27 protein-coding genes are annotated in these 25430 nt (G+C 51.9%); 17 read left to right on the top strand and 10 right to left on the bottom strand.

From position 1 onward, the window contains the following. Positions 1-2 precede the first annotated feature (2 nt). From HMPREF0573_RS06170 to HMPREF0573_RS06200, 7 genes are all read right to left on the bottom strand, one after another. Positions 3-1925, bottom strand: a complete 1923-nt coding sequence (locus HMPREF0573_RS06170; RefSeq protein WP_041798008.1) for a DNA polymerase — start codon at positions 1923-1925, stop codon at positions 3-5. A 76-nt stretch (positions 1926-2001) separates the two neighbouring features. After that, a complete protein-coding gene (locus HMPREF0573_RS06175) occupies positions 2002-2565 on the bottom strand; it encodes a DUF2815 family protein (RefSeq protein WP_013189258.1) in 564 nt (187 codons plus the stop codon). Then, a complete protein-coding gene (locus HMPREF0573_RS06180) occupies positions 2562-3059 on the bottom strand; it encodes an HNH endonuclease (RefSeq protein WP_013189259.1) in 498 nt (165 codons plus the stop codon). The genes HMPREF0573_RS06175 and HMPREF0573_RS06180 overlap by 4 nt, the downstream gene beginning before the upstream one ends. Continuing rightward, positions 3056-4192, bottom strand: coding sequence for a DUF2800 domain-containing protein (locus HMPREF0573_RS06185; protein WP_041798009.1), 1137 nt, complete (start codon positions 4190-4192; stop codon positions 3056-3058). Before HMPREF0573_RS06185 ends, HMPREF0573_RS06180 begins: the two co-directional genes overlap by 4 nt. Further along, on the bottom strand, positions 4179-4580 hold the full coding sequence (locus tag HMPREF0573_RS06190) for a hypothetical protein (protein WP_013189261.1): 402 nt from the start codon (positions 4578-4580) through the stop codon (positions 4179-4181). Before HMPREF0573_RS06190 ends, HMPREF0573_RS06185 begins: the two co-directional genes overlap by 14 nt. Continuing rightward, positions 4577-4786 carry a hypothetical protein gene (locus HMPREF0573_RS06195; RefSeq protein WP_013189262.1) on the bottom strand — a complete coding sequence of 70 codons (210 nt, stop codon included), beginning with the start codon at positions 4784-4786 and terminating at the stop codon, positions 4577-4579. Before HMPREF0573_RS06195 ends, HMPREF0573_RS06190 begins: the two co-directional genes overlap by 4 nt. 12 nt (positions 4787-4798) lie before the next feature. After that, the gene (locus HMPREF0573_RS06200) at positions 4799-5287 is read right to left on the bottom strand and encodes a sigma factor-like helix-turn-helix DNA-binding protein (RefSeq protein ID WP_013189263.1); all 489 of its coding nucleotides are present in this window, start codon (positions 5285-5287) and stop codon (positions 4799-4801) included. Positions 5288-5834: 547 nt separating this feature from the next. Here HMPREF0573_RS06200 and HMPREF0573_RS06205 point away from each other — a divergent pair. The 6 genes from HMPREF0573_RS06205 to HMPREF0573_RS06230 are packed head-to-tail and all read left to right on the top strand — an operon-like array spanning position 5835 to position 11779. Further along, positions 5835-6899 carry an ABC-three component system protein gene (locus HMPREF0573_RS06205; RefSeq protein ID WP_211581332.1) on the top strand — a complete coding sequence of 355 codons (1065 nt, stop codon included), beginning with the start codon at positions 5835-5837 and terminating at the stop codon, positions 6897-6899. After that, positions 6883-7101 (top strand): ABC-three component system middle component 7, encoded by a 219-nt coding sequence (locus HMPREF0573_RS06210; RefSeq protein ID WP_013189265.1) that lies wholly within the window; start codon positions 6883-6885, stop codon positions 7099-7101. Before HMPREF0573_RS06205 ends, HMPREF0573_RS06210 begins: the two co-directional genes overlap by 17 nt. Next, positions 7095-8744, top strand: a complete 1650-nt coding sequence (locus HMPREF0573_RS06215) for a DUF2326 domain-containing protein (RefSeq protein WP_013189266.1) — start codon at positions 7095-7097, stop codon at positions 8742-8744. Before HMPREF0573_RS06210 ends, HMPREF0573_RS06215 begins: the two co-directional genes overlap by 7 nt. A 44-nt stretch (positions 8745-8788) precedes the next feature. Further along, complete coding sequence (locus tag HMPREF0573_RS09925) at positions 8789-9091, top strand: helix-turn-helix domain-containing protein (protein ID WP_236589789.1); 303 nt, start codon at positions 8789-8791, stop codon at positions 9089-9091. Then, entirely contained in the window at positions 9075-10607 is a 1533-nt protein-coding gene (locus HMPREF0573_RS06225) for an AAA family ATPase (RefSeq protein WP_013189268.1), read from the top strand. The genes HMPREF0573_RS09925 and HMPREF0573_RS06225 overlap by 17 nt, the downstream gene beginning before the upstream one ends. Further along, the gene (locus tag HMPREF0573_RS06230; protein WP_013189269.1) at positions 10607-11779 is read left to right on the top strand and encodes a 5-methylcytosine restriction system specificity protein McrC; all 1173 of its coding nucleotides are present in this window, start codon (positions 10607-10609) and stop codon (positions 11777-11779) included. Before HMPREF0573_RS06225 ends, HMPREF0573_RS06230 begins: the two co-directional genes overlap by 1 nt. Here the strand turns inward: HMPREF0573_RS06230 and HMPREF0573_RS06235 are convergent. Together HMPREF0573_RS06235 and HMPREF0573_RS06240 are read right to left on the bottom strand one after the other, a co-directional pair. Continuing rightward, positions 11760-12968, bottom strand: a complete 1209-nt coding sequence (locus HMPREF0573_RS06235; protein ID WP_236589656.1) for a DNA-methyltransferase — start codon at positions 12966-12968, stop codon at positions 11760-11762. The genes HMPREF0573_RS06230 and HMPREF0573_RS06235 overlap by 20 nt on opposite strands. A gap of 1 nt (position 12969) precedes the next feature. Continuing rightward, entirely contained in the window at positions 12970-13227 is a 258-nt protein-coding gene (locus HMPREF0573_RS06240) for a helix-turn-helix domain-containing protein (RefSeq protein WP_013189271.1), read from the bottom strand. A 1284-nt stretch (positions 13228-14511) separates the two neighbouring features. Between HMPREF0573_RS06240 and HMPREF0573_RS06245 the strand changes: the two genes are divergently transcribed. The 6 genes from HMPREF0573_RS06245 (at position 14512) to HMPREF0573_RS06270 (ending at position 21529) form a co-directional block, all read left to right on the top strand. Further along, the gene (locus HMPREF0573_RS06245) at positions 14512-15084 is read left to right on the top strand and encodes a TetR/AcrR family transcriptional regulator (RefSeq protein WP_036325042.1); all 573 of its coding nucleotides are present in this window, start codon (positions 14512-14514) and stop codon (positions 15082-15084) included. Positions 15085-15166: 82 nt separating this feature from the next. Beyond that, a complete protein-coding gene (locus HMPREF0573_RS06250; RefSeq protein WP_004007235.1) occupies positions 15167-16903 on the top strand; it encodes an ABC transporter ATP-binding protein in 1737 nt (578 codons plus the stop codon). Between the two features lie 23 nt (positions 16904-16926). Further along, positions 16927-18654, top strand: coding sequence for an ABC transporter ATP-binding protein (locus tag HMPREF0573_RS06255; RefSeq protein WP_236589654.1), 1728 nt, complete (start codon positions 16927-16929; stop codon positions 18652-18654). After that, the gene (locus HMPREF0573_RS06260; RefSeq protein ID WP_013189274.1) at positions 18651-20180 is read left to right on the top strand and encodes an ABC transporter ATP-binding protein; all 1530 of its coding nucleotides are present in this window, start codon (positions 18651-18653) and stop codon (positions 20178-20180) included. Before HMPREF0573_RS06255 ends, HMPREF0573_RS06260 begins: the two co-directional genes overlap by 4 nt. Next, positions 20177-20875, top strand: a complete 699-nt coding sequence (locus HMPREF0573_RS06265; protein ID WP_004007232.1) for an energy-coupling factor transporter transmembrane component T — start codon at positions 20177-20179, stop codon at positions 20873-20875. Before HMPREF0573_RS06260 ends, HMPREF0573_RS06265 begins: the two co-directional genes overlap by 4 nt. A gap of 33 nt (positions 20876-20908) precedes the next feature. After that, entirely contained in the window at positions 20909-21529 is a 621-nt protein-coding gene (locus tag HMPREF0573_RS06270; RefSeq protein ID WP_004007231.1) for an MptD family putative ECF transporter S component, read from the top strand. Positions 21530-22040: 511 nt separating this feature from the next. Here HMPREF0573_RS06270 and HMPREF0573_RS06275 read toward each other — a convergent pair. Further along, positions 22041-22610, bottom strand: a complete 570-nt coding sequence (locus tag HMPREF0573_RS06275; protein ID WP_004007230.1) for a TetR/AcrR family transcriptional regulator — start codon at positions 22608-22610, stop codon at positions 22041-22043. A 199-nt stretch (positions 22611-22809) separates the two neighbouring features. Here HMPREF0573_RS06275 and HMPREF0573_RS06280 point away from each other — a divergent pair, with 199 nt between their 5' ends. The 5 genes from HMPREF0573_RS06280 (at position 22810) to HMPREF0573_RS06295 (ending at position 25319) form a co-directional block, all read left to right on the top strand. Then, positions 22810-23571, top strand: coding sequence for an ABC transporter ATP-binding protein (locus HMPREF0573_RS06280; protein ID WP_013189275.1), 762 nt, complete (start codon positions 22810-22812; stop codon positions 23569-23571). Beyond that, positions 23568-24311, top strand: a complete 744-nt coding sequence (locus tag HMPREF0573_RS06285) for an ABC transporter permease (protein ID WP_013189276.1) — start codon at positions 23568-23570, stop codon at positions 24309-24311. Before HMPREF0573_RS06280 ends, HMPREF0573_RS06285 begins: the two co-directional genes overlap by 4 nt. Positions 24312-24352: 41 nt before the next feature. After that, complete coding sequence (locus HMPREF0573_RS09930; protein WP_236589653.1) at positions 24353-24460, top strand: plasmid mobilization protein; 108 nt, start codon at positions 24353-24355, stop codon at positions 24458-24460. Positions 24461-24470: 10 nt separating this feature from the next. Further along, positions 24471-24713 carry a hypothetical protein gene (locus HMPREF0573_RS06290; RefSeq protein WP_004009213.1) on the top strand — a complete coding sequence of 81 codons (243 nt, stop codon included), beginning with the start codon at positions 24471-24473 and terminating at the stop codon, positions 24711-24713. Positions 24714-24947: 234 nt separating this feature from the next. Continuing rightward, positions 24948-25319, top strand: a complete 372-nt coding sequence (locus HMPREF0573_RS06295; RefSeq protein WP_004007226.1) for a PH domain-containing protein — start codon at positions 24948-24950, stop codon at positions 25317-25319. Positions 25320-25430 lie beyond the last annotated feature (111 nt).

Raw genomic sequence — 25430 nt, forward strand, 5'->3', positions numbered from 1 at the left:
AGCTAGTCCTTCATGTAGAAATCACATTTGTAGCCAGCCGCGTCTATCGGTAGCCCAAGAGCCCATGTTGGGAGTTGGTTCATGAGTGTGCAGATATCAGCCACGGTGGTGCCTGAATCTTTCGATTCGTCGACCACGACCTCATCGTGAATGTGCATCACCACCTCGTGGCCTGCGTTTTCGATGCGGGTGATGGCTTCGGCAAGCAAGTCGCGGGCGGTGGCTTGGACGATGTTCTCGACGAGTTTGCCGCCGTAAGTTTCTAACTGTTGCCATTTGCGGTTGATGCCTTGACCCCAGTAGGTGATGGACGTGCCACCGAACCTGTTCACGCCCAAACCGGGTTTCACGTAGGCAAGTCTCCTACCGGATGGGAGGGTGATGAACAGCATGCCTTTCGTGCCAGTGAAACTCAGGTTGCCTAGTGTTACGGTGCTTCGGGTGGTGATTGCTTGGATTGCGGTCTGGTCGACGTCGTGCCACATGGCGACGATGTTGGGGTTGGCCGCACGCCACGCATCCACAATCGGCTGCAACTCCGACGCAGTCAAACCCATCTTCAAGGCACCCATGGCTTTCAACGCACCCACAGAGCCGTTATAGCCACACGCGAGCACAGCAATCTTGCCTTTCTGCCTGAGTTCTGCATTTGCTCCGTGTTTCTCGACTGGCACCCCGAACATCGCGCTCGCCGTGGCGCAGTAGAGGTCTTCACCGTTCGTGAACGCGGCGAGCGTGGTTTCCTCGCCAGCGAGCCACGCGAGCACTCTGGCTTCGATAGCGGAATAATCGGCAACAATAAAGCGATGGTTCTCAGATGGGATGAATGCGGTGCGAATCAGTTGGCTGAGCGTGTCTGGCACCGATGGATAGAGCATCTCCAGTACATCGAAATCACCATAGTGTACTAAGGAGCGTGCTTGGGCGAGGTCGGGCAGATAATTTCTGGGGAGATTTTGCACCTGCACCAAGCGCCCAGCCCACCGACCAGTACGCGACGCACCATAAAACTGCAACAGCCCATGCGCCCGACCATCAGCACAGGTCGCATCAGCCATCTTCCGATACTTCGCCACCGAGGATTTTGAGAGATCTTGACGCAGCTCAAGTGCCTCACGCACGCTGCCGGTGGCAGTGTCGAGCGCACTATCGACATCTTCTTTCGCCATCGAGCTGATCTTGCAACCCTGCTCAGCAAGCCAGCTCTGCAGCTGCAGAGGTGATGCCGGATTATCTAAACCCGTCAACTCCTGAGCGCGGGCGAGTGTGCGCTTGCGGTATTTTTTATCGCACGCCATCGCGTTAGTAGCTAATCGGGTGTCGATGTGGATGCCGCGATCATTGATCCGCTGATCCACCTCATACTGTCCCCACACTTCATCCGGTACTGGATGATGGGAGAGCTTGCGGCGGATCGTTGTTTCTACCTCGACGTCGCGGGCATTGTACTGCTTGAACAGCGCCCAGGCGGCAGAATCGTCACTCGGTTGGTGGCGGATGCCTGTTTTGGTAGGGAGAGAGAAGTATTTGATGAGGTCTTTGCCCTCAGCCAGTTTCTGATGAGCAAGACCGAGCACAGTGCCGACGTCTTTGAGGGAGAGAGGTAGTCCGAGGGTTGCTGCCCAGACCATGGTGCAGCGCCACCCAGTAGGATCAAGACGGTGGCCGAGATGGGCAGAGAGGCAGGTGCGTTCAAAGGCAGCGTTATACGCCCACTTGATCACGCTCGGATCATCTAACGCAGCGACCACTTCTGGTGGTAGTTGCTCGCCAGAGGCTAGATCCACTGTCACCACGTCACTGTCATCGACGCTATATGAGCAGAGCAGGATACGAAAGCTTGGATCATCGCAATACCTGTAAACCCCACACTGGGAAAGGTTAACGGCGGAGAATGTTTCTAAATCCAGAGCTAAGGATTTCACGTGAGGGTTCCTTTCTATGCGCGCGTAGGCGGGATGAAACCGAGATAGTTTCATCCCGCCAGCCGTCTGTTAGTGGTTAGTCGAGGAAGTCCTCATCCGCATTCCACGCATCAAACTCGGAGGCTGCCGAGACATGCCCGCCGAGGGGTTCTCCGTCCCGAGTCTTTTGAATGTTGCCCAGTCCGCAGGCTATGCCGCGATTCCCGTTGGTATTGAATGCATAGAAGTTGATCGAGACTCGTGCGTAGCAACCCGAGTAGACCTCCGAGCGATCCAAGATGGGTGCCACGTTGCCATCCACAATTTGTGGCTGGTTGATGGAGTTGGCGTTCACGAAGTAGTGCCCGGCGTAGGCTTCGTCATCACGCTCTGTATCCCCGTCACGCAGCGGGAGCTTGAGGGAGCCGCGTGGTGGAATCTTGCCACCAAACTTACCAATACCTTCCTTGATCGCCGCGTCAATCGCCGCCTCAATCGCGTCCAGCGTTTCCTTATCGTCTTTCGGAATCAAGAGGCTGGCAGAGTATTTCTCCTTGCCGCCATTGATGGATTTAGGCTCCCAGACCGTTGCGTAGCTGAGCCGGACTTCGCCAGTGATTACCTTGGTTGTGTTCTTCTTGTTCTGGATTGTCTTGTTCATTTGTTTTCTCCTTGTAATTCGTTGAGTTTGGCGAATTTGCCTTGGTAGTTGATTGCTGCTTTGTTGTAGGCGGCGGCTGCTTCTACTTCGGACTCAAAACTGCCTAGGTAGATGTGCTTGTCGTGATGGCGTATGGATGCTTGCCAACATTGATCACGCACGTGATACGTCACGCCCTTGAAGCGTGAATGGTGTTTGCCTCGGAATTTGCTTCGGTTGCACGCATTCTGCGTTCTCGTGGCCAGCCTGAGATTTGCTCGGCGGTTATCGAGTCGGTTGCCATTTACGTGATCGACTTCGATTCCAGCAGGAGCATTAAGGAGTTCACGGTGCATCCGAATATGGCTACTCGATCCTTTGTTATGCCCTCCGTAGCGAGCTGCATATTCGTTTCCTGGACGGCCAACGGCGTACCAGGAGTATGGCGATAGCTTCGAGTAGTCTGCATCATCGACTACCGCGACGAGGCCTTTGGTGAGCGGGATAGTTTTCACTTTCCATCACCTCCGAAATCGTCAGCCGCAGAACTCATGCTGAGTTCCGGGCGTTTGTCAGATAAGGGGACGAGTGTTGGCTTGCCCTCAGGCTTGACCACCAGGTCACCGAGAACCTCGGCAAACTGCTTCCTGCCCATGAGCTTTTCCATCGCCGTAATGGTCAAGAGCTGTTGCTTGTAGATGTCCTTATAGCCAGCAGCTTTCGCAGCCTCAGCCACTGCAGCCTCATCGGCGTATTTGCGGATTGAGCGGCCTGCCACCAACTTGAAGCCCGCATAATGCTCACCTTCGAGAGCCTTTCCGAGGGCGTAGTCCTGTACGTCGCTAGCCCATTTGGTTAGTTCAGGAATCCGCGTGAGCACGTTGGCTACCTCGTCAGCAGAGAGTTCCGCTGGGGGAGCGAACTCGTGTTTGGCAAGCTTCATATTCGCTTCAGCCCTGGCTCGGCACGTCGCGGCTATGGGGCAGAACTGACACCAGGCACCGGCACAAAACTCGCCGCCACCGTTCGCAGCCAACTCGGCAGCAGGCTTGAGCGTCTGTTCCGCCCACTCGTTCAGCTTGGTCACGCTGATCGTCCAGGTAGAGACGTTGTCGCGCCGTGGCTGGAAAATAGTCACCGTCACCTGTTCAATGTCATAAAGCGCATCGAACAAGCGAAGCGCCCCCAAAGCGTAGAGCTGAAGTTGTGGATTGGCTTCTGCCTCCACCAGCACCCCGAGTCCGTACTTCAGGTCGATGACCTGCAAGGTGCCGTCGGCAATGATGAGACAGTCGCCAGTGCCGAAACCATCTGGCACGAGGTGGCTAAAGTCGAGGCGTTGCTCGATATAGATCAGTGCATCAGCCGATGTTTCCTGGGCTTTGGCGTATTGCTCGAGTACAAACTCGACGTAGTCATCCGTGTACTCGTCCATCTCGTCGTCTTCGAATTTTGAGATGGGCCGTTTGGACTGCTGCTTGAGTGCCCGGCGGAGCTTGTGCTCAGCCAGAGCGTGTGCTGCCGTGCCCTGCAACGCAGCCTCCGAAGGGGCATCTTCATATCCTTTTGCGAGCAAGGCAGAAGGTGGACAGTTGAGCCATCGGTGTGCCGAGGAAGCGGACAGTGTTGCGTGTTTACTGGGTGGCATTGGCGGCCTCCCTCGCCGAGATGAGCACCTCGTTGACCTGCTCAAGGCTCAGCTCGGAGAGCTTCACTTTGCCTTGGGCACGAATTAGTGCCTTGATGTCGTCGGTGAACCCTGCACGCGAGATTTCGGCGAGTTCACCGCGAGCATCCTCAAGGCTAACCAGCTCCACAGGCTCTGATACCGGCTCGACCGGATCTTGTTCTGGTAGCGTCGGCTGAGTATCGTTATCGGTTTCGGTGGTGAGCATGTAGTCTGCCTCCACACCTGATTCCATCCAATACAGCAGGTCAGTCTCGGTAGCCTCCAACTCTCTGTTCAGCTCGGTGAGATTTTGGCGAATGTTGGCGAAAATTTGGCGCAGATTCTCAATATGGTTGATCGGAGTCATTTCACTGACTCCTTCACATCCATGCCGTAACGCTCGGGGTAGAGCGCCTTAGCGAGTGCCATCAGATCGTCATCATCATCGACAAGGTTCACTGTCTGCGGCTCGACTCGTGGCTTGCGATGCTTGCCAACTGCGACGCGGTCGGTGCGGCCGGTTGCTTTCCGGATCAGCCTGCCTAGCAGGCTTGTGTGTTTTGTTTTGCGCATTGCAATCACTCCTTATTTCTCGGTCTGTTGTTGCCTTGCTCTATAAGCCACGCCAAAGGTCGATTCCGGACGGTCAGCCTCGAGAATCTTTCGCGCCCGCTTAATCGCCCGGTTATAGGCATGACGGATCGCTGACTCGTCCTTGTGCTCAGCCCGAGCTAGTTCAGCGAACGAATACCCATCCAAGACGACTGCTTCGATCAGGAAACGCTGGCGCTTAGACAGGCCAGCGAACGTGGTGGCAACCGCCTGCTTGTTCAGAAAATCGCGCTCGATATCAATGTCGGCAGCGAAATGCATACCCTCCTTGGGAAACTCAGATGGGGAGGAGTGCCGATCCCGGCGGGTGTCTGCCCTGTTAGTTTTCTTCCACCGCGCATCATGCTCCAGCAGCGCCTGCGCAATCGGGCTATCGGATGGGAGTTGAACTTCGATGTGCTCGTCAGTGACGAAATCGAAGCGGAAAGTAACGTGATTTTGATTGTTGTCGGTCGTGCTCATGGCAGCGCCCTTTCTTTGTCAGAAAGAGCCGCATGAGCGAGCTGCCGTTATTCACTTGTTTCTGCAAACCGAAGCCGTCTTGAGCGCTGATAGAGAAGTGGCGGGAAACCCCCTCGGATTTCCCGCCAGCGTCAGCTCACTCAATTGGCTCCCTCGGTTTTACAGAGGAATCTGCCTGTGTAGCTTGCACCGGCACCAGTGGAGCCACACGCCGATGTTTGCAACCATCAGCGATCTAGCTAGGCGAACCTGCCACCAGCTTCGAGCACCAAACGAGTTGAGTTATTCTTAGAGCAAATTTCGATAGAATTAACCCTGGAAATCTCTCGCACAACTTAGGCTTCGATTCGCTTGGCTTCTACGATAGAAAACAGGCATTCGCCGATCAGTACGGTTTAGGACAGTGCAGGACAAGCAGGACAAAAATTACGGGGTGGGGTGAGCAATGAGCCTATTCACAGAGCTGATGAAAGCTGCTTACCCGCACCTGAGCGAGGGAATGAACGTTGCCCCATATATGCGGAGTATGATTAGCCGACTATGCTCTGTGCCTGAAGAACTCTGGTACACCTCGCGAGACAAAACCCCAGACGAAGACCGGGCTGATACAACCCTAGCGCAGTACTACAAACGCGGACTGTCAAAGAAGCTAGCCCGAGAAATGCTGAACAATCCAACCTGCAGAGCTTTCGTTGATTCGCTCGATTATATTGAGGGTGTCCCAACTGAGGCCGCAGATGAGATAAAAGCAGCACTTGCCAAATCCATCGCCCCGTTCACCGACAAGGAAGTCAACGTCGATAACGTTGGAGATATATTCTTCGATCTGATTCAGGAATCGCTACGTTTAACTGTCGATCCATCTCTTGAAGCTGATCGTAAGTTGCAGCGAGCCAAAACAGGCTCGATGGTAGCTATTAATAAATACGGGTCGCGTCTCCTCGAAGACTGTAAATACGTGTGCTCGAAACCCGGTTGCGGAGAATCTCTACAAAATGTTGCTCCTAGTGGGCAATCGCAGGTCGTATATGAAGCCGCACGTATCGCCGGAGATAAAGCCGAATACGGAAACCTCGTGACTTTGTGCTCCAAGTGCTTCAATCAGTATGTTCTCGGCCATAGAAAGTCCGAGGAAAAAGAACTGAAAAGGATTAAAGAGATTCAAGAACGAAGCGCACGAGCTAGGCAAACCCTCAGTGCTGTCCAGATTGAGCGTGGCATCACGAGGGTAGTAGAAAACCTGGCACGCGCGAATCCGAAAGAGTTCGAACCACTCAACTTCGATCCCGTAGCGGTTAAAAACAAAATAGATGAATTCTCCGACTTTTTCCTTTTCGATGAGGTCATGCAGCACGTGACAAAATTCTTTAGATTCATCCAAAACCAGCTAAAAGAACAAGCTCGCCTAAAAGCTTTCGATGAAGAACTACTGCGCGCCCAAATCAAAGCCTCCTATCGAAAGCTCGCGGACAAGAAATTCGACAAGCTCGTCATTCACGACGAACTATCAAAACGCCTGAGCCAACTCACGAAACAAGACCAGAGATATTGTTCTTACGTGGTCTCCTACTTCGTTCAATCCTGCGAGGTGTTCGATGCTGCTACCAAGTAAACTCTTCGCCTACCAAGACAGCGTGCTGCCACTGCTGCCAGAAATCCTGCGCAACCTCGAGACACCAAAAACGCCTAACGAAATCGCCCTAGCTCTTGCCAGCACCAATACTGATCCAACTAGGCTCATTGAAGCCCTGGATTGCCTGTATGCGCTTGGCCGGATTGCGCTCAGTGAAGAAGGGAAACTATACCGATGCTAAAACAAATCAGCTGCCGACTATTCCGTGAAAACGGGCAACCTCGCCCGCCCATCAAGTTCACTCACGGCCTGAACACCATTCTGGGTGCAGTTAAAGGCGAAGCCGGATCTATCGGCAAATCAACCATGATGCTCATCATCGACTTCGCATTCGGTGGCAACACGTATGTGGGTAGTGATGCTGTTAGAGAGCTGGATGACCACACGATTTACTTCACATTCGAATTCGCTGACGGGCAGTACCACTTCGCTAGGACTCCCAGCGACCCTAAATTTGTCGCACGAGTCGATGAAAACCACACCGTTATCGGAACAATGAAAATTGAAGAGTTCAACGCTTGGCTTGCCGCGAAGTACCACATGGATCTGCCAGGGCTGAAATACAGGAATACGCTCAGCCGCTTCTTCCGAATCTACGGCAAGAACAATCACAACGAACTCAAACCTCTCCAAACTCGGGGAGGAGACGAATCACAAAAGGACGCAATCACCGTCCTAATCGCGTTATTCGGGTGCTACAACGAAATCAAGGATTTCAAAGAACAATTACAAGAAGCCGAAAACAGAATCTCAGCATTCAAAGCGGCACGGCGATATGAGTTCATACCCTCCGCCGTTGATGGGATGACCAAATACAAGCAGAACGTAGTAGAAATTGCTGCTCTAGAGGAAGATCGGCGCAAACTCGCCCAATCCGATGAGACTGATGTAGAACCGGTAGAAATCGAGAAAGCGAACGAACGTAACGAGCTCAAGCGCCAGCTCAATGATCTGCACCGTGAGATCAAAAGTAAGAGAGACGAGCTGCACCTGCTTGACCTGAATATCCACCACGGAGCATATCCAACCGAAGCTGACCTCAAAAGTCTGCAAGAATTCTTCCCAGGGGCGAACCTTGCAAAGCTTGTGGAAATCGAAAAGTTTCATACGAAGATACAAGCAATCCTTGGTGAAGAACTTGAAGCAGCTCACGCCCGCGTCACCAAGCTACTTGCAACGCTCGAGGAGCAGGCGGCTGATCTGCTGGCGCGTATAGATTCAATACCAGCTTCAAAAGCATTCACAGATGAGTTCCTGGATGCCTACACAGAACTCGATCGGCGCATCAATAAGCTACAAGACGAAAACGATGCTTTTGATACTCGCGATCGGCTCCAAAAAGAAAAGCAGCAGGCCAATACTCGCTATCAGCAGCAGCTCGATTCAGTTCTCTCGCACATTCAAATCGAGATCAACAGCCAGATGGAAGCCATCAATGAAGAGGTAACCGGTGGTGAATACAACGCTCCAAGGCTCTCACTCAACGCATTCAACAGCTACGACTTTGAAACCCCAAGAGACAAAGGCACCGGCACTAACCATCGCGGCGTCATCACTTATGACCTGGCGATAGCGCAGAACACAGCGCTCCCAGCCATCGCGCACGACTCCATCATGTTCGACTCCATGTCACGCACCGACCTCAGCAACCTCATCCGCGTATACAACGACCAAGTCGAGAAGCAGATATTTATCGCCGTCGATAAAATAAGCGACTGCACCGAACAAGCCAAAACCATCATCCAGCAGACCATGGTGCTCAAACTCGACAACAACGAACACGCCCTATTCGGCGAGAAATGGAGCCGAAAGGACCGCCCATGAAGATTCAATACAGCAAGCTATGGAAGATTCTCATAGACAAGAACATGAACAAAGTTCAACTCCGAGAAGCGGCAGGAATTAGCAGCAACTCGCTGGCGAAGCTTGGAAAGAATGAACCAGTACGCATGGACGTCCTTATGAAGATCGCACCTCACTCGACTGCAAAGTCGAAGACCTCTTCGAGACCCAAACAGACTCACAGGACGAAGCCGATGCTACCAAAAGCTAGGACTAATCAGCCCACGAGTCGACCTACAGATTTGATAGAATTGATCGGTCTCCGGATAAGACTCCCGTTTCTAACTACAAGTCCGCATGCAAAGAGGCAATATGTATCTTTCAGCTAAGACGATCAGCGCGGCACTCGACCAGCTCCAAGGGACCGCTTCCCACCTGCTCAAGATCTGGTTTGCGCTCAAGCACATGGGTTTGAGTCGAGACACGTCAGTATTGATCGATACGCAGAATTCTACTCCCGCCCTGCAGAGGCTATTCTCCTGCGGCAGCCCTGAAGGAAAACTGTTCGTTCCCTTCGCACACACTGTCCGTTACGCCTTCATGAAAGGCGACGCTTCGCGTTCCATTATCCAAACCACGATTCAGCGATGGAAGACATCGGATTCAGTAGTTTCTGGATCGCCCACAGCATACCTTGATTTCTCCGATGAAGGAAACAAGATTCGGGTATCACTCGGAAGGATTTATCCACAAGGCCTGGGACACGGTGGAGACGGCTTCGCCCTAGAAGAGAACGCCCGTGTCACTATCCCTATCGAAGCAATGGCTGTTTGGCTCTTCCGGCAGGATGAGCTGGGTCAATACTTTGACGATAGTGACCCTGATAAGCTCTCGCAGCAACTCGTCGAAGCCCTCATACTTGAGCTGAACCTTGAACCCGGCGAGATCGAGGCAATTTTCGTAAATGAGCCAATCGATATCCAGATCAGTGACACTCCACTCAGTGATGCGGAGTTGTTTGCAATCTGTAATTCAGCATTCGAAGCCAAGTTGGAAGTCGAGATCCGCAAAGAAGATCGGCTCGAGTACACAAAGAGGATTCAATCAGTGACGACAATCGATTCATCACCTGCATGGACCAGGATTTCCCCAAGCGAACAGCTGATCTCGCTAGTCGAGGCTGGAGAGCGCGCAATTCTTTTGTTTGGACCGCCCCGAACCGGGAAGACCCGCGCCATCGACGAACTAGTTTTGCGTGATTCTGAGGATCGTGAGACTATTCAGCTCCATGAGGGCTGGGGCTATGAGAACCTCATCCTAGGACTTGCGCCAGGCGAGAAACCGGGCGAATTCAAATGGGCTCAAGGTCCACTTCTCCGAGCGCTTCGAAACGGCAAGAAACATATCGTTCTAGAAGAGATCAACCGCACTCGAATTAGCCAGGCTCTGGGCGAGTTATTCTCTCTTATCGAGCCAGCCTACCGAGGCAACAACAACGGAATCACGCTTCCCGATGGTAGTCAAATTGCTATCGATCCCGAGGTAGTTTTCTACTTCACCATGAATAACGTTGATACGAGCACGGAGGATGTTGACGACGCCCTCATGGGGCGCTTGGCAAGCGTCTACTTTGGTCCACGCGTCGAGGACCTTGATGCGATATTGAGGCACAAAGCTATTCCTTCAGATTCGGCCGCAACCATCAAGACTGTCTTCACAGCTATTCAAGACAAGTATCCACTGGGTCATGGCTACTTCGCCGGGCTTCAGCCGAGTGACGACTTTCGGATGTACTACATGTGGAAAATTCGACCGGTCTTAATGAATCACTTCTCTGCTTACGAGCCTGAAGTCGTCGCGCAAATCGACAACCTAGTAGACGAACTCTTCACAGGAACAGCGTGATGCAAACTTGGCACGCCGTCGAAAACGAGATTTCGACGTTGCCCGGCCTAACTCCCGCTGATGTCCCCAGCGGCTTGCCGGACAACATCCGTGTCCTCCTACAAGGTGGGGTGCTACAGATTCTGGCGACCAATATTGCTGGGAATGTGCCGCTTCTTAATGGCAAAAGACTTGCCATTTCTCCGAAGTATACATCGCTCAATCCAGTTTCGATGCTGTTGTATCTCCACGATTCTCAGTCTGCTAAACTAATGAACGATGTTCCGTCTGAGTACTCAAGCGGATCGCACGACTTCTGTTTAAGTTCTTTGGCAGAGATGTTGTCTCAGGAGCTCCTTTCCTTTGCCGCAAAACCCAAGATATTTCGCCGTAAGCCCACACTTGAAGCCACATCGTCTGCCGTTGGGCAAATAAACTGGCCGGTGACTAACCTTCGAGCACGGCGCGGAGATGCTGCTCCAATCTTAACGAGACGGCACAGACCGACATTTGACGTCCCCGAGAACCGAATCATCAAGTCGGCTGCCAAACGAGTATTGGGGCTCTTGTCCAGTGATGCTCCTGGTAGGCGTGTGACTCACGATTGGGCAAACTGGCAGGCAGCCACATTTGCCGGATACGACGATATCCGCAAGGTCAGTCAAATGATGCGGACGACAAATATTGGCGGTTCACATTCCTACTACAAGAATGCACTCAGCCTTAGCCTTGTCATCCTCGAAGCATCCGGAATCGACCACGGTGAAAGTTGGGAGTCTGACGGGTTCTTGTTCAATATGCCTGGACTATACGAAGATTTCGTGCGAACAAGTCTCATGAGAGCTGCGCAGCCCACTGCTCTAAGCGTTCAAAAAGGTTTTGCCTCTAGTAGTTTCTTGCTAGCAAATGGCGAAATCGAACTAATCCCAGACCTAACTATCTACCGCGGAGGAACTATAGAAGCAGTCCTCGACGTGAAGTACAAGGCACCCGATGCGAAGGATCTATATCAGATCTATACATACATGCAGTTTGCGCAGCTCAACGAAGCTTATATCATCTCACCATCCGTTCGAACTGGAGATATGGTCGAGACGTTCGACGGTCACCGAATCAGATATCTTGGTTTGGATAGCAGCTCTGTGATAGACGTCAACGCACTTGCTTCGAAGGTTATCGAGACCTTGCGGTAAAGAGTGCTTGCTGCGCGGTCATTGAAGCCAACACTCGCTCAGCAGTGGCAAGGTACTCTGCGCTTACATCAAAACCGATATAATTCCTATCCAGCTTCTTCGCTGCAATGGCGGTAGTTCCAGCGCCCATGAATGGATCAAGAACCACATCACCAGGATCCGTCGAGATTGCGATGCATCGCCCCGGAAGCTGAACCGGGAACTGGGCTCCATGCCCATCTCGACCAGAAGAAGTTGGCAAGTACCAGAAGTCGCTGAGCTTGTCCGACTCAAGCGATTGCCGCCCACCAAGGTCCGAAGGCAACTCTAAGTAGGTAGCCTTGTTGAACTTGGGGGTTCGTTCCCGAGTGAGATGCAGAATGTACTCAACGTTTCTGCTGACTCGGGACTGCTGGGGTTCTGGAGTCGTGGCCTGCTTGCACCACGAGATCGTGCTCTTCACGTAGTAGCCGATTTGGGCAGCACGCTGAGCAATCCGTTGTGGGATCAAACACTGCTCACCATCTTTCAGATATGAGTGTCCGGCGGAATACCGCAAATACTTGTGATCTTTCCACGATCGTTCATCCTTGCCCTGCATAGCATGCAGTGTCTCAACCGCACTTCCACGGATTTGAGTACGAGTGTTGTAAGAATCCATGATGTTCCACCACACGGAGCCATCCGAAGCAATTTTCGGCAACAATGCATACAAGACTTCAACCGAATGGCGAATAAACCCTTCAGGCGTCTGCTCAAGACCGAACGAGCAGTACTCCCCATCCGCCCAAAGGCGTTCACCAGGCTCATCATAGACGCGCATAGCCCAGTACGGCGTTGACGTGACAACTGCATTCACTGAACCATCTTTCAACTTTTCGATCAGCTGGAGAGCGTCTCCCACGACGAAGGAATCTCTACGAATGGCCTCTTGGCTCTCGGCAACGAGCCCAGCTCCCGTGACGGCTCGACGGAGATACTCCAGCACCCTGCTGCGAGGAACGAACGTCTCGGAAAATGCGTCTTGGTCTAGAAGTTTACGAACGTCGACCTCAGACAAGATTGACTTCTTGCCAAGCGCACGTCTAATGAAGCTGTGGACCATGCCCACGACTGGAGCAACAAGCTCAATGGGGAACATCAAGTCGGTAGTACTGCTGTCGGGTGAAGCGACCACAGTTTGAGGCTTGATAGTATATGCCTGCTTCATCTCACTCATTCTGCTTGTCGCCGTTTCCTTCCTCATAGCAGTTTTCAAAAGTCAGAATGTCGTTGGGCGAACAGTCCAATGCGTTACAAATCCGCCCAAGGGTCGCGGTAGTAACCGTTTGATTTCGACCCAGCTTCGTGATGGTTGACGAGCTCAAACCGGCAAGGTCTCTAAGCTCGCCCTTCCGAATACTTCTGTCGATAAGCAACTTCCAGAGGTTCCCATAATCCTCACGAGGCGCGTTCGATGCGTTAACCATACAGCCAAGATACCATATCGCACCAATTTTAGTGCGATAAGGTTACCCTTCAGCCGAGAGAGCATTCAAGCACCTTATGACGCCCACCGGCACTTTTGACACCCTCGGGCGCTCCAAATCATCCGGACACCCGTCGGACACCCAAAACAGCTTAGCCCGAGAATCTTCAATTACCACTCCGGAAGAAATCATCACCCGCTATAGTAAACACCAGGTCAGCCAGCTGACCCCCGTATAAGAAGCGGGGCAAAACCCAGTACGCTTCAAACGATGAATCCACACCTTTTAGCAACACGGACACCTTTACGCGACTCTTTGCGGCATCTCCTGCGGGAGGTTCAGCCGCACCTAGGCGCCGTATTGTTTGAAGAAGAGCTTCAAAGGATCATAGGTAGGAGGTGTACGGTTTATCTAGTACTACAACTTCTCTTTCGCGCGTTGACAAGCGAAAACACCACTCACCGTGCTGCCGCAAACGCCGTGCCGTTTGTATCCAAAGCAGCTGCTTGTGCGATCTGGCGGAGGGGTGTGGAGCAACCTTTGCGCGGCAGGGGCAACAATTTCGCAGCACGGCTTTCTCTGTGCGAAGTTTGCTCCAAAATTCTCAGACCGTGAATCGAGCCGTGATGCGCTCGCTGTCGTAGCGGCTAAATACAGCGCTCCTAGCGCAATGGTGCAACCACTGTTTTGGCTTGATATCAAGCGAAAAAGCCTACTCTCTCCATTGCCGTCACGCCCGCCGCTTTGTATCATCTTCGGCAGCTAGATAACAACGTTCAAAACCTCAGCTTTTGCTGAGGTTTTGAACGTTTTAGTTCGGGGAATTGAACCCTCGTAGCGCGATGGCAGCGGCGGTAAGCCGCGTGAGCCACCGCGCAACAGTGCGGAGGCGTGAAAACGGCACTGGTGTGCCGTTTTAGCCGGAGCACCTCTAAGCGCGCTTGCGCTCGTTCCCCCCCACCTCCACCATTAGGACGCTCATTTTGATACAAAGTATCGAGGTGGGCGTCTTTTGTTGTGTTAGCGGTGTTTGTGCTTGTTAGGGTGCTGTTCGGCGCGTCACTGTAGCGTGTTTCGGGGTGTTTGACGGGGTTGTGGCGGTAGTTTCGCATCCTCGCGTCGGTTTATGCGGCTTTGGATAGTGAGTTCCAGTTCAAAGCACAGATCGCCATTTGTGGTGCTCGTAAATGTTGAGGTTGTGTCGGTGGCTATTACGCCTTGACAAGTTAGGTAAGGCGTGCCTTATAATACTGAACGATGATTCAAGATTGTCAGGAGGTGTATGTGCCACAGGTGTTGAAGGAAGAGGTGCGTGACGGCTTGGTTGCTGCTGCCTCTGAAGTCTTTTTCGCCAAAGGTTTCGCTAGGGCGCGCCTTGCTGACATTGCGAGTAGGGCTGGAGTTTCGACAGGGCTGGCTTATTCTTATTTTAAGAATAAAGAGGCGCTGTTCCAAACTGTTATCTCACCGCTGCCGCTTGATTTTGAGGCAATAGCACATGAGGAAGAAGCCATTGAAAAAGGTTCACCCTTCGATAAATATAAAGAGGTAGCCGCAGGGTATATCGAGACTATTCTTCGTCACCATCGAGAGTTTGTAATTTTGATTGACAAAAGTCAGGGCACGGCTTACGAGGGTGCTAAAGAATCTTTAATTGCTTCTGTGCAGTCACATATTGAGCGTGAGTTCATAAAGAATAAAAAGGGGCCTTATCCGGCGCTGCTACCCCACATATTAGCTAGCAATTTTGTTGCAGGGCTGCTAGAGATTGCTCGGCATTACGAGAGTCCTGAGCAGGCGAGAGAACTTTTAGGGCTGGTTATTGGCTGCTATTACAAAGGGGTGAACTCCCTTTGAAGTGTTTAACTCTTGTCTATGGTGGGAGGATTTATTTTTTTGCCTCAAAACTGAATATTAATTCATTATTGAGGGGTGGGGTATGTCTGCTAGCAAGAAATTAGTTGACAGGGTTCGCTCTGAGAGTCTTTTGTCTAACTTGCTGACCTGTGTCAGTACGGTTCTTGGTCTTGTCCCGGCAGTTGCGGTTGTGTATTTGATTGGTAGGCTTTGGCGCGCGCAGTTAAGCACGCCTGACCTGTGGATGGCTGCTGGAGTGTTGCTACTTGTGTTGCTGGTAAAAGCGCTGGTGACGTTTGTGGCCACGTGGCAGGCACACCGGGTTGCATATGGGTGTTTGACTGATTTGCGACAAGAGATTCTTTCGCATCTTCGTCGGTTGCCGCTGGGGTTTTTCCAGACTAGAAAAGTCGGCGATCTTGCCACTGTGATGAAAAATGATGTTGAACAGGTCGAGGTTTATCTAGCTCACGGTCTGCCTGAGACAGCGTCGGCCATGGCTGTTCCGGTGGCGGTGACTATTGCGATGTTGGTGCTGGACCTGCGGTTAGCACTAGCGATGGTGTGTGGTCTGCCAATCATGATGTTCATCAAGAAGGTTTCGGCTGCGAAGTGGGCTAAAGGGTTTGAAATAGTTGCTAAATATAACACCACCTTGCAAGAACGTTTAACCGAATACGTTTCTACCATCCCGGTCATTAAGGCGTTTTCTAAGAGTGAGGATAAGACAACAAAGGTTATTGAGGCTTCAGATGATTACGTGACTTGGGTGACCAGGTCTATGAACACGATTTCCGTTCCGATGGGGCTTATTGGTTTGTGTATGGAATCGGGGCTGGCGGCTGTGGTGGCTGTAGGTGCCTGGCTGTTACAAAACGGTCACATTGGTGTGGAGAGCCTGATTGTTGCGATAATGCTTGCTGGTGCCTTCACTTCCTCTGTGGCTAAAACGGCCACGCTTCAGCATTATAGGGTGATGTACAACCAGGCGATGTCAGCGATTAGCTCCATAGTGGAGGCACCTGTCGGTCAACGCCCCACAGTAACCAAGATTGCTTGCTACGGTGATCTGGTTGTTGATGGAGTGAGTTTTACTTACCCGAACAAAGACGTTGAATCCTTGAGTGACGTGAACCTGGTTTTTCCTAGTAAAACCACCACGGCTTTGGTGGGGGCGTCCGGGTCTGGGAAAACCACGTTAGCTCATCTTTTAATGGGCTTTTGGGATCCAACCCAGGGGAGAATCACGCTCGGTGGAGTCGATTGTACTCAAACCAGTCAGCAGGATTGGTCGGCTCTTTTCGCTATCGTGCAGCAGGACGTGTTCATGTTTAACCTCTCTTTGGAGGACAACATTCGTATCGGCAATCAGGCAGCAACTTTTGACCAGATTGTTGCGGCAGCTAAAAAGGCCCGGATTCATGAGTTCATTGAAAGCTTGCCTAAGGGATATGCCACCTTGGCAGGTGAGGCAGGAAACAGATTTTCTGGTGGGCAAAAACAGCGGTTGTCTATTGCTAGGGCGATACTGAAAGACTGCCCAATCATCATCTTAGATGAAGCAACCAGCGCCCTTGACTGCGATAACGAGGCATTGGTTCGTGAGGCTATCGACGAATTAGGTAAACAGAAAACGATTATAACCATCGCTCACCATCTGGACACGGTAGCAACAGCAGATCAGATAGTTGTCATGGATGCTGGGCGGGTACTTGCTACGGGTACTCATATAGATTTGTTGGCGCACTGTGGGCAATACCGAAAACTGGTTTCCGCTCAGCATCTTGTTGATACCTGGGACATTAAGCAGGTGCGATGATGGTCAGACGCATATTCCAAACAATGAGTGCCAGCGGACGAGCAATGATCATCCGCAGTGTTTTAGGTTTTGTGATTTATGCATGGTGTGGTGTAGCGATTATGCTCACCGCTCTTATCGCCATCAAATCAGCATTAGATGACACCATGAATCTTGCCATAATTAGCGCAATTATAGCGGGATTACTTGTAATAAAAACAGGTGCTGGAATCGTTGCAGATAAGCAAAAACATCAGGCTGGGTTCGATTTAACTTTCCAAATTCGCTGCCGTATCGTCGCTAAACTCAAAAAACTCTCCCTGGGGTATTACACGAAAAGCAGACTAGGAGAAATCAGCGAAATCATCCACAAAGATGTGGACAATATGGAGTTAGTCGTCGGGCATTTATGGACGCGAATGTTTGCCGACATTATCGTCTCCATAACCATTCTTGCCGGTCTTAGCTATTTTGACTGGCGCATGACGCTACTTATGATTGCGGCGCTGCCGGTGGGCATAGTCTGGCTAGTGGTCGGGCTGCATCATGCACGACGTTTGGAAAAAGAAGTGGGCAACGCTGGGGCAAACGTAGCTAGTCTGTTCGTTGAATACGTGCGGGGTATGCCCGTGCTGAAAGCATTTTCACGAAGCCGTAGCTTGGATGAGCTGCTATCGAGTTCTGTAACCGATTTCGGGGTGGCCAGCACCCGTGCGGCACGTAATCGGGTCTTCGTGCTCTCCATCTACAACCTTATTGTTGACGTATCCTTCGTTATCGCCATCACAGGCGGGTTATTTATGGCACTAGCGGGGAAACTGGATATTTTTTCTTTCTTGGTTTTCGTCGTTGTGGCACCTGAACTGTACAAACCGTTCTTTGCCTTAGAAGGCCATTGGATGAACTATCTGAAAGCTGTTGACTCTTTTACCAGAATCTTGAAAGTAACCGAGGCTCCAGCCGTGAGCGAGGTTGAAAACCCGACTAAACCACGCAGTTTCGATATCGAATTTGACCACGTCACGTTTTCTTACGACGGAAAGAATCTTCCGACACTAGCAGACGTGAGCTTCACGGTGCCGGAAGGAAGCCTGTGCGCCTTGGTTGGTGAGTCTGGGGCAGGGAAAACAACAATAACGAATCTGCTGCTTCGTTTCTGGGATGTCGATGCTGGTGCAATCAAAATAGGTGGCGTAGACGTGAGAAATATGCGCTATGACGACCTGCTTGAACAGACCAGCATTGTCATGCAAGACGTGAAACTTTTCGCCGACACGGTGGCAGGCAATATTCGTATCGGCAGGGCGGATGCAAGCGATGAGGATATTGTCAAGGCAGCAAAGGCAGCTCGGCTACATGACTTCATTACAACCCTACCTGACGGCTATGACACGGTTCTGGGTGAAAACGGGGTGGGGCTTTCCGGTGGTCAACGACAACGCCTGTCCGTGGCCAGAGCCTTCTTGAAAGACGCTCCCATAGTTGTATTAGACGAACCCACAGCCAACGTCGACCCAATCAATGAAGCCTTGATGCAAGAAGCGATTACTGCTTTAACAAAAAACCGAACCGTTCTTGTCATCACCCATCGTCTTTCCACTGTTCAGTCAGCAGACCAGATACTGGTTCTTCACGATGGACGCATCATACAAAAAGGCACCCATCAACAACTCCTAGCCTCACCCAACGGACCCTACCGTCTTCTGTGGGACAAAACCCGCACAGGCAAGCATGCACCCTTAGAACCCCAAAACTTGGGGAGTGCCCGATGAGCGAGACTTTGGCAATTTCATGTAAAGACTTGGAGTTTCGTTACGCAAACTCATCGACCAGCACTATTTCAGGAATAAACCTGGACATCAAAAAAGGTGAATTCATTGTCATATCCGGGCCTAGCGGGTCAGGAAAAACCACGTTTGCCCGCTGCCTGAACGGTTTAGCTCCCCGTTTCTGGGAAGGTGAAATCTCTGGCACCATTAGCCTCAACGGGCACGAGATCGCGAGTTTAGATATTGGAACAATTGGTGCCAGGTTAGCCACAGTGTTCCAAGATCCGCGCTCGCAATTCTTCATGACCAACACAGACAGCGAAATCGCGTTCGGCTGCGCGAACCAGGGCATGAGCCGGGAACAAACGCTGACGCGGGTTGCCGCCGCCTATCAGACAATGGCAATGGAAGATCTCAAAAACCGTAGCCTGTTCACGCTCTCCAGTGGGCAGCTACAAAAAATCGCTATCGGGTCTTGCTACGCAACCAATCCGGATATTTACCTGTTTGATGAGCCTTCAGCCAACCTTGATCTTGGGGCGACAAAGAAACTGACCGAAGTTTTACGCACCCTAAAAAACAGAGGCAAAACCATAATCGTCATCGAGCACCGTCTGTTTTATCTCACTGACCTGCTCGATAGGTTCATCGTGTTTAACCACGGAGGTATCTCAGCCACCTATACCCGCACCCAGACTCACGCATTAGACGAACAATCCTTAGCGAATCACGGATTGCGGATTTTTGACCTTCGGAAACTATCTTGTAAAACCTCTAAATCCCAGACCGGTACTTCACAACTATCAAGCGAAGCAAACGGCATCGGAATTGACAATCTACGTTTTTCTCGCGCCCAGCGAAGCAACAAACCAAGAGCGTTCACACTCGGGCCGATAAACGCTAAAGCAGTGAGCGGTGAGGTCATTGCCATTGTTGGTGATAACGGAGCCGGGAAAACAACACTGGCAAGAATCTGCTGCGGTCTAGAAAAAGAATCCGACGGAAAAATACTCATCAACGGCAAACACCACACTCCCACCCATCGGCTAGGGAAAGCCACACTGGTAGTTCAAGACTCCGACTACCAACTATTCTCAGATTCTGTTGCTGATGAATTATCTATGGGAACGCAGAAACTAACAAAGACCCGGCAAGAAATCCTGGCTCAGCTCGGCCTAGAACAATTTACCGACACCCACCCGCAAGCGCTTTCTCGTGGCCAAAAACAACGCCTTACTATTGCGTGCGCAATAGCCAGCCAGGCGCAAATCCTTTTCCTGGATGAACCCACCAGTGGACTAGACAAACACAACATGACAGTAGTGGCACAACTGGTCAAAGACATGGCCAGTAGCGGACGCCTAGTGTTCCTGATATCTCACGACTTTGAGTTCCTCTGCGCGTGCGCAACCAGAATCTGGGTCATGCACGAGGGAAAAATCATAAAAGACCAATCTATGAGTGACCAGGCCATGGCTGTGCTTCGTGGGCAGTGGAACGAAAAAGTGAAAACAGGAGGGCTGTCGTGACTAAAACCCTCGATCCGCGCACAGTTCTAATCGTCGCAGCCATTATCGGCAGCCTATCCGTTTTCGCTAATCACCCCACCTCGGCTCACATAACTTTCGCTTTCGCAACACTGCTAGCGCTCGCTTTTGGTACCTGGCGTACCGCGCTCATCACAGCAGTAATCTACCTCGTGGCACAATCCCTTTCACACGCTGCCTGGCTTCTGGGAGGCCCCGCGTCCGTAGCCCTTGTCATGCTGGCCTACATGACACAAAAACTCTTAGTACTGGTCCTACTGGGATCGTTTGTATCTAAAACAACCACCCTGGAAGGTATCGGGGCAGCATTGGCGAAAATGAAAACACCTAGAACAATCACCTTGCCGCTGATGGTAATGTTCCGTTTCCTGCCAACCATCCGCAGCGACATACGCGCACTAACGGACAGCCTCAAAACCCGCGCAATCATCGATTCACCGCTGAAGTTATTTATCCATCCACTGCGATGGATAGAACTAGTCGCTGTCCCTCTACTGATGCGCGCAACCAAGATTTCCGACGAACTCACCGCGTCCGCACTCACCCGAGGACTAGGGAAAACCAAAAATCCCGCAATCATCTACTCGATGGGTTTCACCATCGCGGACCTTGCCCTATCAACCTGCGTCCTGCTAGTGACAGCTGCTGTCGGGTGGCTGCAAATGCAATCCAGTTAACACAACAAAATAACCCAATGAAAAGAGGAAATAATGCCAGACAACAATGAAACTACAGCTTTCATAGGTGTCAAAGATTTAGTCACCGTAGGTGTTTTCGCCGCAATCTCACTAGCAATATTCATCATCATAGGTGGCATCGCAGGCATGACCATCTTCGGAACCGTAGCCAATATCCCCATCGTCTGCCTTTTCACAGCCATTCCCTACCTGCTGCTCGCAGGCAAAGTAAAAAAGAAGGGCACTTTCCTAATCATGGGGACAATAAACGTGTTGCCCGGACTCATGGTAGGAAACTTGATTGGTGTGGTCCTTTGCATTGCTGGATGGGTCATAGCAGAAGCAGTAGCCACAGCAGGAAAATATGCAAGCACCAAAACCCTAGTGGCAGCCTACACCGTAGGTTGCACCATCCAATCGGCCGGCTTCACCTTCCCCATGTACTACTCGAGTGTTGAATACCTAACCGACCGAAAAGAAATGCTGCACCTATCTGAGGAAATGCTCAACCAATACCTCAACCTGTTCTCATGGCCGCTCTACGGCGCAATGGTGGCACTGACCACAATAACCGCACTCATCGGATCTCTATTCGCCCTACGCCTACTCAAAAAACACTTCGTGAAAGCCGGACTACTAGACACGCGCGATTAGCGTCTTCTGTACTCTCCAAGAGCGAAGAGCGCCAGCTGAGCATTTGGGAAATCAATATGCAACTAAACTGAACTTTCAGCTGCACCCACGCCCACACAATTTGCACCCAAAAAGATGCCCCTGCACCCAAAACTGCATCTCTGCACCCAAAACTGAACTTGTATCAAAATGAACGTCTAAGTAACAACGTTCAAAACCTCAGCGTTTGCTGAGGTTTTGAACGTTTTAGTTCGGGGAATTGAACCCCCGTAGCGCGATGGCAGTGGCGGTAAGCCGCGTGAGCCACCGCGCAACAGTGCGGAGGCGATTAAGCGAAGGCAACGATTTGCCTTCACCGCCAGAGCGCCTCTAAGCGTGCTTGCGCGCTCGTTCCCCCACCTCCACCACGCCCCTGTTGAAGTCAAAACAACTTCAGCAGGGATTTTTATGCCCTTTTCGACCAGTTCCGGTTGTAGAGGAGCGCGCCGCTCGGTTGCTCCTAGTTATCCTTGTGCGGTGCCGCTGGGTGCAGTCAAAGAGTTGTGAGCCGGGGGATGATGACGCGGTCTACCAGTTTCATCAACTCGGTTTTGTCGACTTTGCCGCGCGTCAGGATGTCCGCCAGCAGCAACAGCATCGGGAATCGAACGTAAAACGGATCCAACACCGCTTCGCTCAGTTCGCCGCGCGCTATTGCTGCCCGATAGAGACGGGTGACAGCTACTAATCCGGGGTGAACTGTTACGGCAGAGAAATGCTCACGTTGTTGCGGGCTTGCCTCCGAAAGAACGCCCAGCACGGTGACGATTTCAATATGTTCCATCCAGCGCTGTAAAACGTTGACTAGATTTTGGAAGTCCTTGCGCAGCGATGTAGAACCCTGTAATTCGGTCAGAAAGGTGGGTGCGGTGCGAACTGCTGCAAATGTCACCATTTCCGACCGTGTAGTGAATCGCCGATAGAGGACGGGTTTGCTGGTTTTCGCGCGGCGTGCCACTCCCTCGAAGGTGAGGTTTTGGTAACCGTGTTCGGTAAGTTCTGCCATGATTGCTGCGGCTAGCGCGTCAAGCAGTTCCTCTCCGGTGCGGCGTTTGGATTGCATACCTCGATTGTAGGTGATTTTTCTACATAGATACGCATCGTTTCTAAATCTGTTATGATTAGTAAGAAACGTTCCGTGTCTGCAATGGAGGTTTTGGTGTCGCTCAGAGCCACACTCGCTGAACTTGAAAACTTCCGTGTGCGCGGCGTAGTGCGCGCACTAGCTGGGGCATTACGCGCTAATTCCGGGGAGGACAGCAATGAAAACCGGTGAAACACCTGTCGTGTCAGCTGTGGTCGTGGATGACTTAGTGGTTACCCGCGGCAAAGGCAAAGCTCGCAAAGAAATTTTGCACGGCATCTCTTGTGAGCTGCCAACCGGGTCGATAACGGGGCTGCTCGGTCCGTCAGGGTGCGGCAAAACGACGTTGATTCGCACGGTTGTCGGTGCCCAGCACATCACTTCGGGCAGCGTGAGGGTTCTGGGCGAGTCTGCCGGCACCCCTAGGCTGCGCCGTCTGGTTTCCTATACGAGTCAAAATCTCTCGATTTATCCGGATATCTCGGTAGCCGATAATGTCACGTATTTTGCCCGGCTGGCGGGGGTGGGCAGCTCCAGCGTGACTGAGGCTATTGAAACGGTGGGGCTCGACGAGCAACGCGACCAGCTGGTGTCCACGCTTTCGGGCGGTCAAGCCTCGCGCACTTCCCTGGCATGTGCCCTGGTGGGAAAGCCGCAGCTGTTAGTCTTGGACGAGCCGACTGTTGGCCTCGATCCGCTCACTCGTGAATCCCTGTGGACCACGCTTCGCAATCTTGCCAATCGCGGGGTGACCTTGCTGGTTTCGAGCCACGTGATGGACGAAGCGCGGCATTGCGACAGCGTGTTGCTGATGCGCGATGGGGAGTTCCTCGCCCACGAACCTATTGCTCACCTGCAAGAACGAACCCGAACAACCAACGCGGAGGACGCCTTCTTGGCGCTGGTGAAACAGCAAGACCACGAGGAGGCAAACCGATGAAACTCGCTACCGTTTCGAGGATTAACGCCCAGTTGCGTCATGACCCGCGCACTGTCGCGCTTGTGCTGGTCGTACCCGCACTCCTCTTGACGTTGCTATATTTCGTGTTTGTCGATGTTCAAGTGCCCCCGGGAGCGCCAGCACCGTTTGATCGGATTGGGTCGATTATGCTCGCAGTGCTTCCCATGTTGATGATGTTCATCATCACTTCGGTGGTGATGCTGCGGGAACGCACCATGGGTACTTTGGAACGATTGCTGACCACGCCGGTGAGCAGGTGGAATCTAATAGGCTCGTATGCGCTGGTATTTTCGCTGCTGGCGTTGGCGCAAGCGGTTATTCTCGAGGCGTTGATTCTCGGCACGTTCGGGGTGGAGATTGAAGGCAGCTGGTGGACGTTGCTCCTGGTAGCGGTGGGTGACGCTCTGCTTGGCGTGTCGTTCGGTCTGTTGGCGAGCTCTTTTGCCACCACCGAGTTCCAGGCAGTGCAGTTCATGCCGGTTTTCATCGGTCCGCAACTGCTGCTCTGCGGACTGTTTGCCCCCGTGGACTCCATGCCCGATGTGTTGGAGGTGATTGCCCGGTGCTTGCCGATGACCTGGGCTGCTGACGTGGTAAATACCGTCATTGAAGACGACGCTCTCGCCTGGGGGGAATGGATTCGCCTGGGAGGGCTCTTTGTGGTCTCGCTTGCCGTTCTTTTTCTCGCTTCTCTCACGATGAAGCGAACGGTGAAGTAGCCGGGGCGGGGACGTCCGGGCTCGGTGAAGCCCCGAGTCTGGTGGTTGCGGTTCGATTCACACCCGAAGAACTGGCGACGCTTGATGCCCGCGCCGCAGCCAGACATGTGACCCGTTCTGCCCTGATTCGCCAGGCAGCCTTGGCGTGAGCCTCAATATTTGGAAAATCCACGCAAACATGCAAAAAAGCAGCGCATCAACGGCGATGACATCCTGCAAGTTGCCACGTTTCCACGCTGGATTGAGCCCCTCGATGAGGAAAACCCGCAACGGGAACAGCGCCTGGGTTTCGACACCAAAGGGCGAGTCTTGGAAGTTTTTGTTTTGACTTTCGATATCGGCAACGAACTGATTATTCACGCCGTGAAAGCGCGTGAGCAATACCTTGCGCTCCTAAAGTGACACCGCAGCCCTTCATGCTCTCACGCGCCACATCGAAATCGGCACTGGTGTGCCGTTCTAGCCCTAACCCCGTTTACGGTTAATATCCGTAATCGCGCACATGAACTCCCGCTCGCCATCCAGGCCAATCTTCAAACCAAAACCCTCAGCCATGGTTTTTGCCCTACTTTACCTGCGTGATCATGAGAAAATGTGGGTTGATAAATAGCACTTTTTACACTAAGGAGATGCCCGATGGAGACTGCTGCGATTACTGAGTGGATGTTCATTGAAGAAGTGCCGATTCCCGCCGATGTAGGCGAACTACTTATTCAAGGAGAACAGCCTTATGCGGCATTTAAGACCTTTAGAGATTCGGCAATCTTTACTTCAAAGCGGTTAATCGTTCGAGATGCTCAGGGGATGACAGGCAAGAAAGTAGAGATTTACTCCTTGCCTTATAGCGTAATCAATATGTGGTCAACCGAGAACGCTGGAAAACTTCTCGATTTAACTTCTGAAGTTGAACTATGGACACGTGCAGGACACATCAAAATCAAACTCGGCAAGAAAATTGATGTCCGCCGTATTGACTCCCTGATCGCCAACTTCGTCCTCAACCACTAAATCCCGAGCGGAATCACGTCATCAATCATCAAATGTTGTGCTGTTTTGGCGAGACCATTTTTGTCGCCAACACACGATTAAAGGTACGCGACGGTTTTTTTGGTGTTCTGT

The sequence above is a fragment of the Mobiluncus curtisii ATCC 43063 genome, assembly GCF_000196535.1.
GTDB lineage: Bacteria > Actinomycetota > Actinomycetes > Actinomycetales > Actinomycetaceae > Mobiluncus > Mobiluncus curtisii.

Bases quoted from the DNA above. Each gene is read 5' to 3' on its own strand.
- HMPREF0573_RS06175 (WP_013189258.1), bottom strand. From the start codon at position 2,565: ATGAACAAGACAATCCAGAACAAGAAGAACACAACCAAGGTAATCACT.
- HMPREF0573_RS06185 (WP_041798009.1), bottom strand. From the start codon at position 4,192: ATGCCACCCAGTAAACACGCAACACTGTCCGCTTCCTCGGCACACCGA.
- HMPREF0573_RS06190 (WP_013189261.1), bottom strand. From the start codon at position 4,580: ATGACTCCGATCAACCATATTGAGAATCTGCGCCAAATTTTCGCCAAC.
- HMPREF0573_RS06195 (WP_013189262.1), bottom strand. From the start codon at position 4,786: ATGCGCAAAACAAAACACACAAGCCTGCTAGGCAGGCTGATCCGGAAA.
- HMPREF0573_RS06200 (WP_013189263.1), bottom strand. From the start codon at position 5,287: ATGAGCACGACCGACAACAATCAAAATCACGTTACTTTCCGCTTCGAT.
- HMPREF0573_RS06210 (WP_013189265.1), top strand. From the start codon at position 6,883: ATGCTGCTACCAAGTAAACTCTTCGCCTACCAAGACAGCGTGCTGCCA.
- HMPREF0573_RS06215 (WP_013189266.1), top strand. From the start codon at position 7,095: ATGCTAAAACAAATCAGCTGCCGACTATTCCGTGAAAACGGGCAACCT.
- HMPREF0573_RS09925 (WP_236589789.1), top strand. From the start codon at position 8,789: ATGAACAAAGTTCAACTCCGAGAAGCGGCAGGAATTAGCAGCAACTCG.
- HMPREF0573_RS06225 (WP_013189268.1), top strand. From the start codon at position 9,075: ATGTATCTTTCAGCTAAGACGATCAGCGCGGCACTCGACCAGCTCCAA.
- HMPREF0573_RS06230 (WP_013189269.1), top strand. From the start codon at position 10,607: ATGCAAACTTGGCACGCCGTCGAAAACGAGATTTCGACGTTGCCCGGC.
- HMPREF0573_RS06235 (WP_236589656.1), bottom strand. From the start codon at position 12,968: ATGAAGCAGGCATATACTATCAAGCCTCAAACTGTGGTCGCTTCACCC.
- HMPREF0573_RS06240 (WP_013189271.1), bottom strand. From the start codon at position 13,227: ATGGTTAACGCATCGAACGCGCCTCGTGAGGATTATGGGAACCTCTGG.
- HMPREF0573_RS06250 (WP_004007235.1), top strand. From the start codon at position 15,167: ATGTCTGCTAGCAAGAAATTAGTTGACAGGGTTCGCTCTGAGAGTCTT.
- HMPREF0573_RS06255 (WP_236589654.1), top strand. From the start codon at position 16,927: ATGAGTGCCAGCGGACGAGCAATGATCATCCGCAGTGTTTTAGGTTTT.
- HMPREF0573_RS06260 (WP_013189274.1), top strand. From the start codon at position 18,651: ATGAGCGAGACTTTGGCAATTTCATGTAAAGACTTGGAGTTTCGTTAC.
- HMPREF0573_RS06270 (WP_004007231.1), top strand. From the start codon at position 20,909: ATGCCAGACAACAATGAAACTACAGCTTTCATAGGTGTCAAAGATTTA.
- HMPREF0573_RS06275 (WP_004007230.1), bottom strand. From the start codon at position 22,610: ATGCAATCCAAACGCCGCACCGGAGAGGAACTGCTTGACGCGCTAGCC.
- HMPREF0573_RS06280 (WP_013189275.1), top strand. From the start codon at position 22,810: ATGAAAACCGGTGAAACACCTGTCGTGTCAGCTGTGGTCGTGGATGAC.
- HMPREF0573_RS06285 (WP_013189276.1), top strand. From the start codon at position 23,568: ATGAAACTCGCTACCGTTTCGAGGATTAACGCCCAGTTGCGTCATGAC.
- HMPREF0573_RS06295 (WP_004007226.1), top strand. From the start codon at position 24,948: ATGGAGACTGCTGCGATTACTGAGTGGATGTTCATTGAAGAAGTGCCG.